At 51.6% G+C, this 13265-nt stretch carries 17 protein-coding genes; 12 read left to right on the top strand and 5 right to left on the bottom strand.

Features of this window, described 5'->3' with window-relative positions; translation table 11 throughout:
• Positions 1 to 126 precede the first annotated feature (126 nt).
• From yqeH to KNP68_RS05990, 7 genes are read left to right on the top strand one after another with little or no spacing between them, the layout of a single operon-like run.
• Positions 127 to 1239, top strand: coding sequence for a ribosome biogenesis GTPase YqeH (gene yqeH / locus KNP68_RS06020; protein WP_214799086.1), 1113 nt, complete (start codon positions 127 to 129; stop codon positions 1237 to 1239).
• Positions 1236 to 2021 (top strand): shikimate dehydrogenase, encoded by a 786-nt coding sequence (gene aroE / locus KNP68_RS06015; protein WP_021066651.1) that lies wholly within the window; start codon positions 1236 to 1238, stop codon positions 2019 to 2021. The genes yqeH and aroE overlap by 4 nt, the downstream gene beginning before the upstream one ends.
• 5 nt (positions 2022 to 2026) lie before the next feature.
• Positions 2027 to 2323, top strand: coding sequence for a ribosome assembly RNA-binding protein YhbY (gene yhbY / locus KNP68_RS06010; protein WP_021066650.1), 297 nt, complete (start codon positions 2027 to 2029; stop codon positions 2321 to 2323).
• Positions 2320 to 2889, top strand: coding sequence for a nicotinate-nucleotide adenylyltransferase (locus tag KNP68_RS06005; protein ID WP_058763065.1), 570 nt, complete (start codon positions 2320 to 2322; stop codon positions 2887 to 2889). The genes yhbY and KNP68_RS06005 overlap by 4 nt, the downstream gene beginning before the upstream one ends.
• Positions 2879 to 3436, top strand: a complete 558-nt coding sequence (yqeK, locus tag KNP68_RS06000) for a bis(5'-nucleosyl)-tetraphosphatase (symmetrical) YqeK (RefSeq protein ID WP_021066648.1) — start codon at positions 2879 to 2881, stop codon at positions 3434 to 3436. Before KNP68_RS06005 ends, yqeK begins: the two co-directional genes overlap by 11 nt.
• A 10-nt stretch (positions 3437 to 3446) precedes the next feature.
• Positions 3447 to 3794, top strand: a complete 348-nt coding sequence (gene rsfS / locus KNP68_RS05995; RefSeq protein ID WP_021066647.1) for a ribosome silencing factor — start codon at positions 3447 to 3449, stop codon at positions 3792 to 3794.
• Complete coding sequence (locus KNP68_RS05990; protein ID WP_021066646.1) at positions 3794 to 4519, top strand: class I SAM-dependent DNA methyltransferase; 726 nt, start codon at positions 3794 to 3796, stop codon at positions 4517 to 4519. Before rsfS ends, KNP68_RS05990 begins: the two co-directional genes overlap by 1 nt.
• A 150-nt stretch (positions 4520 to 4669) precedes the next feature.
• Here KNP68_RS05990 and KNP68_RS05985 read toward each other — a convergent pair whose 3' ends face one another.
• On the bottom strand, positions 4670 to 5218 hold the full coding sequence (locus KNP68_RS05985) for a GrpB family protein (protein WP_214799030.1): 549 nt from the start codon (positions 5216 to 5218) through the stop codon (positions 4670 to 4672).
• Positions 5219 to 5435: 217 nt separating this feature from the next.
• Positions 5436 to 5849, bottom strand: a complete 414-nt coding sequence (locus KNP68_RS05980; RefSeq protein WP_214755697.1) for a VOC family protein — start codon at positions 5847 to 5849, stop codon at positions 5436 to 5438.
• 154 nt (positions 5850 to 6003) lie between these two features.
• Here KNP68_RS05980 and KNP68_RS05975 point away from each other — a divergent pair, with 154 nt between their 5' ends.
• The 5 genes from KNP68_RS05975 (at position 6004) to KNP68_RS15280 (ending at position 10226) form a co-directional block, all read left to right on the top strand.
• Positions 6004 to 6585 (top strand): DUF2238 domain-containing protein, encoded by a 582-nt coding sequence (locus KNP68_RS05975; protein WP_021066644.1) that lies wholly within the window; start codon positions 6004 to 6006, stop codon positions 6583 to 6585.
• Positions 6586 to 6693: 108 nt separating this feature from the next.
• Positions 6694 to 8163 carry a catalase gene (locus tag KNP68_RS05970; RefSeq protein WP_021066643.1) on the top strand — a complete coding sequence of 490 codons (1470 nt, stop codon included), beginning with the start codon at positions 6694 to 6696 and terminating at the stop codon, positions 8161 to 8163.
• A 68-nt stretch (positions 8164 to 8231) separates the two neighbouring features.
• A complete protein-coding gene (locus tag KNP68_RS05965) occupies positions 8232 to 8915 on the top strand; it encodes a hypothetical protein (RefSeq protein ID WP_131472293.1) in 684 nt (227 codons plus the stop codon).
• A gap of 61 nt (positions 8916 to 8976) precedes the next feature.
• Positions 8977 to 9729: an oxygen-insensitive NADPH nitroreductase gene (gene nfsA / locus KNP68_RS05960; RefSeq protein WP_029595930.1), complete on the top strand. Its 753-nt coding sequence runs from the start codon at positions 8977 to 8979 to the stop codon at positions 9727 to 9729.
• Positions 9636 to 10226 carry a YrvL family regulatory protein gene (locus tag KNP68_RS15280; RefSeq protein ID WP_371819333.1) on the top strand — a complete coding sequence of 197 codons (591 nt, stop codon included), beginning with the start codon at positions 9636 to 9638 and terminating at the stop codon, positions 10224 to 10226. The genes nfsA and KNP68_RS15280 overlap by 94 nt, the downstream gene beginning before the upstream one ends.
• 68 nt (positions 10227 to 10294) lie before the next feature.
• Here KNP68_RS15280 and KNP68_RS05950 read toward each other — a convergent pair whose 3' ends face one another.
• The 3 genes from KNP68_RS05950 to KNP68_RS05940 all read right to left on the bottom strand — a co-directional run bounded on the left by KNP68_RS05950 (position 10295) and on the right by KNP68_RS05940 (position 13246).
• Positions 10295 to 11416, bottom strand: a complete 1122-nt coding sequence (locus tag KNP68_RS05950) for a redoxin domain-containing protein (RefSeq protein WP_214799026.1) — start codon at positions 11414 to 11416, stop codon at positions 10295 to 10297.
• A gap of 63 nt (positions 11417 to 11479) precedes the next feature.
• Complete coding sequence (locus KNP68_RS05945) at positions 11480 to 12880, bottom strand: MBL fold metallo-hydrolase (protein WP_214799024.1); 1401 nt, start codon at positions 12878 to 12880, stop codon at positions 11480 to 11482.
• Positions 12881 to 12949: 69 nt separating this feature from the next.
• On the bottom strand, positions 12950 to 13246 hold the full coding sequence (locus tag KNP68_RS05940) for a rhodanese-like domain-containing protein (protein ID WP_029595926.1): 297 nt from the start codon (positions 13244 to 13246) through the stop codon (positions 12950 to 12952).
• Positions 13247 to 13265 lie beyond the last annotated feature (19 nt).

Genomic DNA, 13265 nt, shown 5'->3' with positions numbered 1-13265 from the left:
AACGCACAGGAAGAAGGAGGCTGTCCATGTACGGCGCGTAAGGCGTCGGAATTAACGCTTCAGGAGTAGCGGCGAGGCGCTACAGTGAATGAAGAAGAGGCAACTTAAATGACAGCAGACAACATTATGGAAGAAACAACACGTTATTGCGCCGGTTGCGGTGTCGCTATTCAAACGGAAGACCCGACCGGTGCCGGTTATGCACCAAAATCGGCACTCGATCGCGAGATCGTCATTTGCCAACGTTGCTTCAAATTGAAGCACTACAATCAAATTCAAGACGTCGAATTGACAGATGACGACTTCTTGCGCATCTTGAACGGCATCAGCTCCAAAGAAGCGCTCGTCATTAAAATCGTCGATATTTTCGACTTCAATGGCAGCTGGTTGCCAGGGCTACAACGCTCAGTCGGAACGAACCCCGTCCTCTTGGTCGGGAACAAAGTCGACTTGTTACCGAAGTCGGTCAACCCGAACCGGATGGCCAACTGGATGAAGTCTGAAGCGAAAGAACTCGGCTTGAACCCGGTCGATGTGCACTTGATCAGTGCCAAAAAAGGGCACGGCATCGACGAGCTCGCAGAGAAGATTGAGTACTATCGTAAAGGCAAGGATGTCTATGTCGTCGGTTGTACGAACGTCGGGAAGTCGACGCTCATCAACCAAATCATCAAGCGTTTCGGAGCAGAAGACGAGGCCATCATCACGGTCAGTCATTTCCCGGGAACGACGCTCGATTTGATTGACGTCCCGCTCGACGATGATGCGAACCTGTACGATACGCCGGGGATTATCAACCGTCATCAAATGGCTCACTTCGTCGATGCGAAAGATTTGAAGACGATCACCCCGAAAAAAGAGATTAAGCCGCACGTGTTCCAATTGAACCCGCAGCAGACACTCTTCTTCGGTGGACTCGCCCGTCTCGACTACATGGAAGGCAACAAGCGCTCGTTCGTTGTCTACATGTCGAACGAGTTGAAGACACACCGGACCAAGCTCGACAAAGCAGATGAACTATACGAAAACCATATCGGTAAGATGCTCAATCCGCCGAACGAGAAAACGTTGCAACTATTGCCTCCGCTCGTGCGTCACGAGTTCAGTCTCCGTGACGGCGTCAAGACAGACATCGTCTTCAGCGGACTCGGTTGGGTTGCGATTCACGGAAAAGGTGGACGCATCGCCGCGTGGGCACCAAAAGGAGTTGCCGTCACATTGCGTGAGGCGCTCGTATGAGACTGGCCGTCATCGGTCACCCGATTGCTCATTCGCTCTCTCCCGTCCTGCACGAGCAGTGGCTGAGAGCGTCTGGGCTTTTCGGGCGCTATGAGGCGCTCGACGTCACCCCGGACGAAATCGAGGACTTGTTTCAACAGATGCGTGACGGTGTCTGGGACGGATTCAACGTCACAATCCCGTATAAAGAGGCTGTCATCCCGTACCTTGATACACTCGATGTGGCGGCCGAAGCCGCCGGTGCCGTCAACACGGTGTATAAGCGGGACGGGAAGCTGATTGGGACGAACACGGACGGTGCCGGCCTCGTCGCCGCGCTCGACCGCTGGACCGATTGGACGGGCCATGTGCTCGTCATCGGGGCGGGTGGGGCAGCGCGCGGCATCATCAGTGCCTTGCCGACCCGTGACGTCACGGTCACGAATCGAACGATGGAACGGGCGGAGCGTCTCGCGGACGCGTTCGGGATCGAGGCGCAGGCGCTCACAGATGTCGAGATCGCACGGTATGACGTCATCATCCAGACGACATCGGTCGGCATGGACGGGGTCGATTCACCACGATCGTTAAAAGGTTTACGACAAAACACTGTCGTTTGTGATATCATATATCGTCCACTCGTCACACCGTTTTTAAAGGAAGCCGCCAAAGCAGACGCGAAAATCGTCAACGGAACTGCCATGTTCGTCGGACAAGGCGCTTTGGCGTTTGAATATTGGACAGGTGTGAGACCGGATCAACTTGTCGGAATGAAGTTAATTGAACGCTTATTGGAGGAATAAATAGTATGTTATCAGGTAAACAAAAACGCTTTTTACGTGCCGAGGCACACCACCTCTCGCCGATTTATCAAGTCGGAAAAAATGGAGTGAGTGAAGCGATGTGCAAAGACATCAGCGACGCGCTCGAAAAACGTGAGCTCTTGAAAGTTCAAGTGCTTCAAAACTGTACCGATACGCCGAAAGACGTAGCCGGAGAATTGGCTGAAGGCACGAAAGCCGAAGTCGTTCAAGTCATCGGAAAAGTCATCGTCTTGTACAAACAGGCGACTGAGAAAGAAAATCGCCAAATCAAACTCCCATGAGCCGCATCGGCCTGATGGGAGGCACGTTCGACCCGCCACATCTCGGTCATTTGTTGATTGCCGAGCAGGCGCGCGAACAGTTGGAACTCGATGAGGTCTGGTTTCTGCCGGCGGCGATTCCGCCGCACAAGGCGGGCTTCAGCCCGGCTAAAGACCGAATCGAAATGACCCGGCGGGCGATTGCAGATCAACCTGCGTTCAAACTAAGCTTGATTGAGTTTGAACGTGACGAACCGTCCTATACGGTCGAGACGATGAGACGGTTGCGGGACTTGTTTCCGGACGACACGTTCTTCTTCTTGATTGGGGCGGACTCGCTCGAATCACTTGAGAAGTGGTACGATTACGAGACGCTCGTCACCCTCGTCACGTTCGGGGCTGTCGCGCGTCCGGGCAGCCGCTACCGCATCCCGAAACAGGCAGATGTGCGCACGATCGATATGCCGCAACTCGAAATCTCGTCGACCGATATCCGGGAGCGGACGAGACGGGACAAGTCCATCAAATATCTCGTCCCGCTCGATGTCGAAACTTATATCAAGGAGCGCGACTTGTATGACGTATGAGGAAGCACAATCATTGATTGAGGCGACGTTGCCCGAGAAACGCTACATCCACACGCTCGGTGTCGTCGAGACGGCCGACCGGTTGGCCCGCTTGTACGGTGCCGATGTGGAAGCGGCGCGACTCGCGGCGATGTTGCACGACTATGCGAAATATTTGGATGCCGACATGATGCGGCAAGTCGTGGTCGAGGAGAACCTCGATCCGAGCTTGCTTGCGTTCGATGACGAGCTGTTGCATGCGCCGGTCGGGGCCATCCTGTTAGACCGAGCGTACGACCTTGACCCGGCCGTCGTGTCGGCCATCAAGAACCACACGACCGGAGAACCGGGCATGTCCCGGCTCGACCAGATTTTATTCGTTGCGGACGCGATCGAACCGAATCGGTCGTATCCCGGCGTCGACGTCTTACGTGACCTCGCGGATCGTTCGCTCGAAGCGGCCGTCGTCGCGACGTTGCGCCAGACGATTGCTTATTTATTGAACAAGTCGGTGCGGATTTTCCCACTGACGATTGAGACGTATAACCATTTTGTGAAAACACCCTAGGAGGTACAGTATGACTGTAAAAGAAGAATTAGAATTGATCGTGAAGGCCGCTGACGATAAGCGTGCCGAAGATATCGTCGTCCTCGACATGGAAGGCATCTCACCAGTCGCAGATTATTTCGTCATCTGCCACGGTAACTCAGAGAAGCAAGTCCAAGCGATCGCGCGCGAAATCAAAGACGTGGCCGGCGAGCATGAGCTTCCGCTCCACAAATTCGAAGGCATGGACTCGGCACGTTGGGTGCTCGCTGACCTCGAAAACGTCGTCGTCCATATCTTCCATCGCGATGACCGCGACTACTACAACCTTGAAAAACTGTGGGCAGATGCGCCACAAGTGGAAGTAGAAGTCGGCTAATGGCGTACGAAGGGTTCGCCTACGTCTACGATGAGTTGATGAAAGATGCCCCGTACGAGGACTGGGTCGCCTTCGTGCGCCGCCATGTCAAAGACGGTGCATCGCTTGCTGACGTCGGATGCGGGACGGGCTCGGCGACGATTCGCTTGGCGCAGTATTACGAGACGATCGGACTCGACTTATCTGAGTCGATGCTCGAAGTCGCCCAAGAGAAAGCGCTCGAGGCAGGCATCACGCTTCCGCTCTGGCAACAGGATATGCGGGAGCTTGAATTGCCACATCCGGTCGACGCCGTGACAATCCTCTGTGACTCGCTTTGCTATCTCGAGGATGAGGCCGATGTCATCGACACGTTCGAGGCGGTGTACGAACAATTGAAACCGGGCGGCATGTTCATCTTTGATGTGCATTCGCCAAACAAGATGCAGACGCTTTTCAACCAGAAGACGTATGCCTCGAACGGGGAAGATTGCTCGTATATCTGGTTCGCCGACCCAGGCGAAGCACCGCTCTCGGTCGTTCACGATTTGACGTTCTTTGTCGCCCTTGAGGATGGCACGTATGAGCGTGTCGAAGAGACGCATGAGCAACGGACGTATGAGCCGGGGCAATATATGCAATGGCTCATCGGAGCCGGCTTCCATGTGAAATCGGTCACGGCCGACTTTACAGACCAAGCTCCGGGCCCGAACGCAGAACGAATCTTTTTTGTCGCCCAGAAATAAACGAGACCCCATCGCGGATTTGCGATGGGGTCTCGAGCTGTTAACGAATCAAATCGCAACATGCGGTCTGATTTTTTTATTGATGGCTCTGCCCGAAGTGAAGCATTGCTGCAGTCATGTTTGCCCAATTCGTGTTTCCATGCCTCCAAGTCAGGTGTTTAATACTTGATTTATAAAGGCAGCTTTAGCTTGAGTATACTTTTCTCGGTCATTACGAAATTCTTTTGCTAAATGTCTTTTAAGAAGCCCGTACTCTTTTATAAGCGAAGGATTGTCTCGTAATTTATCTCGAAACTCAATCTGTTTTCCCCAACGATCTTCTGTCACTTTCATGATGTGTAAATGGGCAACTCGCTTATCATTTTTTACTTTCACAAAAAATCTCCGCCAGGATTGTCCATCTAGTTCAGGTGGTACATAGTGCCAATCATGCAACGTTAACGTATCAACAATATCGTGGATTTTTTCAAACGATTCGATCCCAATCATCACATCTATAATCGGTTTTGCGGGTAGACCAGGAACGGCCGTACTACCTATGTGTTCCGCTTCCTTGATGTCAAACTTTGAAAGTAAGTCGAACAACTCTCTTGTTTCTTGTAGACCTAACCGTGCCCACTGCACATTAGAATCTTCTATTTCAATAGTCTCATAAGCCCAAATCGGAATATTTGAGTGTTCGTGTTTGTCTTCTTTCATGAGTTTATCCCATCTCCCTGAAAGTTTTTTCACTTTATACGCAGAACCTCATTTTAAAACGCGATATAGAGAACCAGATCATTTTTATCTCATGTTGCTTACAGCCTTGTTTCTCCGTTCACAAGTAATTCAGTGTTGATTCATGGCCCCGTCATAATGCTAATCATAAAAAGAGTCGAAAAACCCCATCGCAAGTAGCATGGGGTCTTTGTCATGGTCAAGCCTCGTGACTAAATTGCCATTGGACACCGAAACGGTCTTCGACCATGCCGTACGCTTTGCTCCAGAACGTCTCTTGGAGCGGCATGAGGACACGGCCGCCGTCAGATAGGGCCTCGAATTCACGACGGATGGCGTGGAGGTCATCTGTCACGACGGCGAGCGTGATGTTCTGTCCGAACGTGACCGGACCGTCCGGCATCGCGTCCGAAAACATGAGCGAAGTGCCGTGGACGCTTAGACGGGCATGGAGCACGAGGTCGGCCAGCTCATCCGGTACCGGTTCACCGTCCGGTCCAGGCTGGGCAGCAAACGTCATGATGTCCGGGGCGGGCTCGGCGAAGACGTCGGCATAAAACAGGACGGCGTCGCGACAGTCGCCATTGAAATTGAGATACGGGTTGATCGGCATGAGTGTTCCTCCTCGAATCGTTTCTTTCAGTATGAGACAAACTGATGACGGAAGAATCCGACAAAAGCACGAATTTTCGGACGGGATTGTTGAAACGGTCGCTGAAACGGGAATACGGTAGGTGAGACATTCTTACGAAGGAAGGCGCGCAGAGATGAAACTGACACGAGGACGTCTACTGGAATTCGGGTTCGTGTTGTTCATGGCGGTCATACTCGTCACGTCGATCATCGAAGGAGAGTGGTTTGACGCGAGCGTCGCCGGGGCGGGAATCGTGTCGGGTTTGATTCCGTTCATCCTCGAGAAGACGTTCAAAACCGAGTTCGACGCTAAAATGAAAGTCGCCTATATCTTATTCTTGTTTGCGTCGCAGTACTTGGGGTCAATTGTCGGCTTATATTCGAACGGTTGGTGGGACACGTTTCTTCACGTGTTGAGCGGCGTCTTCTTGGCGTTTCTCGGCTTTGATTTCTTAAGTCGACTTGATGAGGACATCCGACTTGAGATGCCGAAGCGGTTCGTCTTCGTCTATATCGTCGTCTTCGCGATGGCCGGGGCGGCACTTTGGGAAATGTATGAATTCACATCGGACTTGCTATTGAACACGACGATGCAAGGGAACGGGAACGACGACACGATGGTCGATCTCGTTGCCGGATCACTCGGCGGCATTATCGCAGCCTTGCTCGTGACCGAGATTCACCGAAAAGAACAACACAAGAAACGTAAAAACTGAAAGCGATTGCAAAACGTCCGAGCATAGCTCGAGCGTTTTATTTGTAATAATTATTATCTTTTAATATCATTAACTTTGTAAGAATGATTATAAAGAGGAGGCAACAATATGGATCAACATCGTCGTCTAACTACTAACCAAGGCGTCCCAATCGGGGATAACGCCAACTCCATCACAGCGGGTCGCCGCGGCCCGACACTTCTCGAAGATTATCAACTCATTGAAAAACTCGCCCACTTTGACCGTGAGCGCGTGCCGGAGCGGGTCGTTCATGCCCGTGGTGCCGGAGCACACGGTGTCTTCAAAGTTAAAAATAGCATGAAACGATATACAAAAGCCAAATTTTTGCAGGAAGAGGGACAAGAGACACCAATCTTCGCTCGCTTCTCAACCGTCATCCATGGTCTTGGCTCACCAGAGACGCTTCGTGACCCACGTGGATTCTCGGTCAAGTTTTACACGGAAGAAGGGAACTATGATTTCGTTGGAAACAACTTACCGGTCTTCTTTATCCGTGACGCCATCAAATTCCCAGACGTGATCCACTCACTCAAACCGGACCCACGGACGAACTTGCAAGACCCAGACCGTTTCTTCGACTTCATGTCGCTCACGCCGGAATCGACGAGCATGCTCATCCACTTGTTCAGCGATGAAGGGATTCCAGCCTCATACCGTCATATGCGCGGTTCATCGGTCCACTCATTCAAATGGGTCAACGAATACGGAAACACGGTGTACATAAAACTCCGTTGGGTCCCAAAACAAGGGGTTAAAAACTTGTCGATGGAAGACGCGGCGAAAGTACAGGCCGAAGACTTCAACCATGCGACACGCGACTTGTTCAACGCCATCGAGGAAGGCGACTTCCCAGAATGGGATCTCTACGTCCAAATCCTCGACCCGGCCGATATGGACAACTTCGACTTCGATCCGCTCGACGCGACAAAAGACTGGTTCGAAGACGTCATCCCGTATCAGCTCGTCGGTACGATGACGCTCAACAAAAACGTCGACAACTACTTTGCCGAGACGGAATCGGTCGGCTTCAACCCGGGCGTGCTTGTACCTGGGATTCAACCGTCGGAAGACAAAATGCTCCAAGGTCGCTTGTTCTCCTATTCGGATACGCAACGTTACCGGATCGGAGCGAACTACTTGCAGCTCCCAATCAACTGTCCGTTCGCACAAGTGTCGAACAATCAGCGTGATGGCGTGATGCCGTTCAAACAACAAACGAGCCCGGTCAACTATGAACCGAACCGCTATGAGGACGCACCGAAACCGGATGCGGCTTATATCGAGACGGAACAACCACTCTCAGGCGTGGCCGGACGTCAAAAAATCGAGAAGACGAACGACTTCGGTCAAGCTGGAGAAGTGTACCGTCGCTACTCGGAAGAAGAGAAGACGGCACTCGTGAACAACTTGGTGGCGCATATTAAAGAAGTTCGCCATGAAAACACGGTGCTCCTCTTGATCTGCAACTTCTACCGGGCCGACCGCGACCTCGGCGCGCGTCTCTCGGAAGCACTTAACGTCGATATCACACCGTTCTTGAGTCAAGTCACAGAATAAACACGCAAGCAGAGTGGGAACAGGCCACTCTGCTTTTTTTGCGTATACTAGAAAGTGGAGGGGATGAGATGAATATACGAAGTGGGGGATATTTGCTGATTGAACGTACAAAACGAGCAGCTTATATGGACGCGCAACTTATTCCGGAGTCCGTACAATCAGCAAGTGCATGCATTTGTGAGCAACACCCGGCGCTCGATGTGCTTTGGGGGACTTCAAAAGAGCGTAAGAAGGCGTATCGAGAACGACTGCGACTTAGCGAAGAAGCGTTCTTTAAGCTCACGGAATGGGTGGAGATTCATCAAGAGAGTGGGGACCTCGGATACCCTCAAACGTTTCAGACGGTTGAACTCGCCAAGAGATTTCGCAATTGTTTCTTCTCTCACATCGAGCTCGACATCATTGAACTCGGTTTGCCTGAGTCTTATGTTGCTGACTTTTTAGCAGAAGGGGACGAAGGAGAGAGTCTTGAGCGTTATGGTGTCGAACGTTTATTGCGACATGGATGCGGCGCGCCAGTAGGGAGACTGCTCGGGTACGAAGTGCTCGGTTATGAGAATGGCATGTTTCATTCGTATCTATGTAATGGGCTAGAACAAGATTTTGCCAAACAGTTCTCGTTCCAGTTGAATAGACACGGATTCATATCGACATTTGAAGAAGCGGAACGCTATTGTACATACAGCAATCAAGAAAACGTTGGAACCGAGCCTGTCTTATGGTTACCATGGGCCATTTATGAAGTGGAGTGAGGTCGCAAAAATTGTCCCGAGCCCGTCCATATGCCAAGATAAGAAAAAAGGGGGATGCTTCATGAATCAAGTCATCGAAACACTACTGAACCACCGCTCTGTCCGCTCGTTCACGGACGAGACGTTGACCGACGAACAAATCCGGCTCATCGTCGAGAGCGCCCAGCGCGCGTCGACGTCGAGCTTTATCCAAGCCTATTCCATCATCGGGGTGACCGACCCGGAGAAGAAAGCACGTCTGGCCGAAATCGCCGGCAACCAGCAATACGTCATCGACAACGGTCACTTCTTCGTCTTCTGCGCCGACCTATATCGACACGAGTTGATTGGAGAACTGCGGGAGGCCGAAGTGAATGCGACGCTCGAGACGGACGAGAAGTTGCTTGTCGCGGTCATCGATGCCGCGCTCGCGTCGCAAAATGCCGTCGTGGCCGCCGAATCGATGGGCCTCGGCATTTGTTACATCGGTGGGATTCGCAATGATATGTTCGCTGTGAAGGAACTGCTCGGTCTGCCGGAGCGGGTATTGCCGCTCTTCGGACTTGCCGTCGGTGTACCGGAGCACGTCGAAGGTCAAAAACCGCGCCTCCCGCTCGAGCATATTTATCACGAGAACACATACGTCGCAGACGCCGAGCAACTGAAACAAGAACTCGATGCATATGATGCGACGATTCACGACTACTACGCGGCCCGTGGGTCGAACCAACGAAGCGATACGTGGACCGGACAAATGGGACGGATGTTATCGAAACCGACCCGGCTCGACGTAAAAGACTTCTTGAAGACTCAAGGTTATTCAAAGCAAAATTAAGAACCGCTCAGGCGGTTTTTAATTTGGGGACGCTGTCTAAACAGAAGGGGGCAATCACGATAAAAGGAATCAAACCTTTATTGATTTGTACGTTGATTATTTCAATCATATTGATTGTGTTTACATCTCTTGAATTTCTAATCTTGAAAATACTCGGTCTACAATATGAATCGTTGTGGAGTCTGCTCCTCTTATTCCTCGTATACGGACTGTCAGAGATCCCGATTAACTTGTTTCTGTCGGCTTTATTGAAGGCGTTGACGACTCTCAATGTCATCCAATCACATACAGGGATGTTAGCTTTGTTCCTTCACATTATGAGTACATTCATCATTGTTAACATCATTGACCGATTGATGACGTCTGTGTCGATTTCTCAACTGGGGATCAGTCTGTTCTCGCTTGTCACAGGTCTAGTAGGGTGGTTATCTATTCAACAAGATCCTGATCCTCCAAAACGAGGTTCAAAAGAATTTGAAGTTTACGAAAAAAGATGAGTAGAATTACCGGCGAGACAAATAAAGGAGCGGCTTTTCTCAATCGAGAGAAAACCGCTCCTTTATTTTCAATTTGTCTGAGCATCGAGCCAGGCGTGGTCGATGGCGCCGAATTGCTTGGCGACGATGACTCCATTTTCATCGAGGACGTACGTCGTCGGCATCGCCTGAATCCGATACGCATCCCCGACGATTCCTTCTTCGTCATAGACGACTTCGAACGCATCTTCATACGGGGCGACGAACGATTCGGCATCAGCGACATCCCGTTCGCTCGTCGTCGTATTGACGGCGACGATGGTCACATCGTCTTGTTCACGGGCAAACTTGGCCATGTCAGGCATCTCGGCCCGACACGGTGGGCACCACGACGCCCAGAAGTTGACGACGACCCGTTCGCCGCGCAACTCACTCAAGTTGAAGGTCGTCCCATCCGTCCGCTTCAATTCGAAGTTCGGTGGCACTTGACCAATGTTCAAACCGGTCTGAGACGAACCGGTTTCGAGTCGTGGTGTCTCGTCTGGTAGACTGGCGTTGATGATGGCGAGCACGACGATGAGACCGAGTCCGTATTGAAGGGCCTTCTGGGACGGTCGCGCCACGTAGGCGGCGACGGCGATTAGAAGGAAGGACGGAATGATCCACCACAACTCGAACGTACCGGTGACGATTGACCCGATCAACCAAATCGAAAATGCACCGACCCCCGTCCAGAGCAGCGCTCCAAGCGTCGGTGTCCGCATCCAGCGCCACGTTGCGATAAGCAGTAAGACGATGAGGGCGGCCATATAGAGATGGAGCGGTTGCGGTGAAGAAAGCAGCGGGAGCGTCCCATATTTCGGGACGACGAGCGTCATCGCAAACCAAAGGAACAAGGCCGAGAACAACCAATAGCCACGAAGGCTAGGCGTGAGCCGGAATACAAAAAAAGCAATCACGGCAGCGGCAATGAGAAGTGACCACGTGCCGCCGGTCGCATAAAGGGATAAGGCCAAACTTCCTGTCGACGCGAGACCGAGGACGATCGCGCTTCCTTTCCAAGCGAGGAAACCGGCGAACCATGTCCCGAGGACGGCGTCGCGTTCTTTTTCCGACAAGCCGATTTTTTTAAAGCCGATGTAGAGAATAAGTAGGCTGGCCATCATAGCCAGCAAATCGAGTCGAACGTTCAATGGACCGATGGCAATCACACAATCCCTCCTAGAGAAAAAGCGCCCAAACGAGTGGGCGCTTTCTTTGTTTGTAGTATAGCATTAGCCGATTTGTTCTGCATTGAGGACAGTCTTCATCGCGCCATAGCCACCGAGGATGTTTTGGATATCCTTGTAGCCGAGTGATTGAAGCACACTCGCGGCCATCCGTGAACGGACGCCAGATGCACAGTGAACGGCGATTGTTTGATCTGTCGGGAGACCTTCATGGTCGCGTGCCAGTTTACCGAGTAGGATGCGCTCGGCTTTCTCGTAGTGGCTCGCGTTCCATTCTGTCGCATTTCGGACATCGAGGACGAAAACGTCACCTTTTTCTGCCGACTCGATCGCTTGTTCCGCTGTCACATCTGTGTACGTTTCCGTCAAGAGTTCTTGATCGAGTTCTTCGACTGGGACGATGAAGCGGAGACGGTCGAGACCGATTGATTGAAGATCGGTCTGCACTTGTTCGACGTCTTCCGCGCTCGCGATGAGCGTGATGTCTTTGTCGAAGTTGACGAGCCAGCCGGCCCATGAGACGAATTTCGTGTTGTATGGGATGTTGATGGTGCCAGGGACGTGTCCTTTGGCGAATTCTTCCCCTGTACGTGTATCGACGACTTGTGTCTCGTCGACGAGCGTGTCGAGGCGGTCCGTACCGACGACTTCCGGACGAGCGATCATGTTCGTCACTTGAATGCCTTCTTTGTTTACTTTCTTCATCATTGCGAAGTAGTTCGGCGGTTCTGGTTGATCCGTCGTCAACTCTTTGATGAACGCATCTTGATCAGTCATTTGAAGTGCCCAGTTCGTCGCTTTCTCGTAACCGACTGTCGATGTCGGGATGGCGCCGAGCGCTTTCCCACAGGCACTGCCGGCACCGTGGCCCGGCCAGACTTGAACGAAGTCAGGAAGAGCTTTGAACTTCTTGAGCGAGTTGAACATTTGCTCGGCACCGATGGCTGTCGTTCCTTTTACGCCAGCTGCTTCTTCGAGCAAGTCAGGACGACCGATGTCGCCGACGAAGACGAAGTCGCCTGTGAAGATGCCCATCGGTTGTGTTTGGTTCCGGTCATAGAGTAAGAACGAGATGTGTTCTGGCGTGTGGCCTGGTGTATGCATGACTTCGAGTGTGACGTTACCGACTTTGAACGTGTCGCCATTTTTGACGAGTTTTGAATCGATGTCTTTCGCGAACGCATATTTCCATGACGCGTCACCTTCGTCTGAGAGGTAAGCTGTTGAACCGGTGCGTTTCGCAAGCTCGAGTGAACCTGATACGAAATCGGCGTGGATGTGAGTCTCAGCCGTCGCGACGATTTTCATGCCTTCTTTTTCAGCTTCTTGAAGATAAGGTGTGATGTTACGGGCCGGGTCGATGACGACGGCTTCGCCGGTCATTTGGCAACCGACCATATAAGATGCTTGTGCTAATTTTTGATCATAGAAATAACGTAATAACATGTGGAATACCCCCTAAGAATAGTTGACTGTAAACGACTGTGTTTTTTTTACTGTATATATAGAAGATTGTTAGACCGTTTCACCTGTCCAGCTCATCATGCCGCCATCGACGTTGATGACATCGAAGCCGAGTGAGTCGAGGTAAGCCGAAGCGTTCATGCTTCGTCCGCCTGCCGCACAGATGACGTGAATCGGTTTCGAACGATCGAGCTCATCGACTTTCGCACCGAATTCAGAGAGTGGGACGTTTTTCGCTTGCTTGATGTGGCCACCTGCAAATTCGTCTGTCTCTCGAACATCAATCAAGTTAAGCGTCTCATCAGATTGAAGCAACGTTTCTAGTTCAGTAGTCGAAATGGTTTTCATGAGTGATAAATCTCCTTTG

The organism is Exiguobacterium sp. s50 (genome assembly GCF_018618175.1).
In the GTDB taxonomy this organism is placed as follows: Bacteria; Bacillota; Bacilli; order Exiguobacteriales; family Exiguobacteriaceae; genus Exiguobacterium; species Exiguobacterium chiriqhucha.
This window is presented reverse-complemented; position numbering and strand designations above follow the sequence as displayed.

What these genes read in the sequence shown, in the direction of transcription:
- KNP68_RS06005 (WP_058763065.1), top strand. Translation starts at nt 2,320, where the DNA reads ATGAGCCGCATCGGCCTGATGGGAGGCACGTTCGACCCGCCACATCTC.
- nfsA (WP_029595930.1), top strand. Translation starts at nt 8,977, where the DNA reads ATGAATCAAGTCATCGAAACACTACTGAACCACCGCTCTGTCCGCTCG.
- KNP68_RS05985 (WP_214799030.1), bottom strand. Translation starts at nt 5,218, where the DNA reads ATGAAAGAAGACAAACACGAACACTCAAATATTCCGATTTGGGCTTAT.
- aroE (WP_021066651.1), top strand. Translation starts at nt 1,236, where the DNA reads ATGAGACTGGCCGTCATCGGTCACCCGATTGCTCATTCGCTCTCTCCC.
- KNP68_RS05945 (WP_214799024.1), bottom strand. Translation starts at nt 12,880, where the DNA reads ATGTTATTACGTTATTTCTATGATCAAAAATTAGCACAAGCATCTTAT.
- rsfS (WP_021066647.1), top strand. Translation starts at nt 3,447, where the DNA reads ATGACTGTAAAAGAAGAATTAGAATTGATCGTGAAGGCCGCTGACGAT.
- KNP68_RS05975 (WP_021066644.1), top strand. Translation starts at nt 6,004, where the DNA reads ATGAAACTGACACGAGGACGTCTACTGGAATTCGGGTTCGTGTTGTTC.
- yhbY (WP_021066650.1), top strand. Translation starts at nt 2,027, where the DNA reads ATGTTATCAGGTAAACAAAAACGCTTTTTACGTGCCGAGGCACACCAC.
- KNP68_RS05990 (WP_021066646.1), top strand. Translation starts at nt 3,794, where the DNA reads ATGGCGTACGAAGGGTTCGCCTACGTCTACGATGAGTTGATGAAAGAT.
- KNP68_RS05965 (WP_131472293.1), top strand. Translation starts at nt 8,232, where the DNA reads ATGAATATACGAAGTGGGGGATATTTGCTGATTGAACGTACAAAACGA.
- yqeH (WP_214799086.1), top strand. Translation starts at nt 127, where the DNA reads ATGGAAGAAACAACACGTTATTGCGCCGGTTGCGGTGTCGCTATTCAA.
- KNP68_RS05940 (WP_029595926.1), bottom strand. Translation starts at nt 13,246, where the DNA reads ATGAAAACCATTTCGACTACTGAACTAGAAACGTTGCTTCAATCTGAT.
- yqeK (WP_021066648.1), top strand. Translation starts at nt 2,879, where the DNA reads ATGACGTATGAGGAAGCACAATCATTGATTGAGGCGACGTTGCCCGAG.
- KNP68_RS05970 (WP_021066643.1), top strand. Translation starts at nt 6,694, where the DNA reads ATGGATCAACATCGTCGTCTAACTACTAACCAAGGCGTCCCAATCGGG.
- KNP68_RS05980 (WP_214755697.1), bottom strand. Translation starts at nt 5,849, where the DNA reads ATGCCGATCAACCCGTATCTCAATTTCAATGGCGACTGTCGCGACGCC.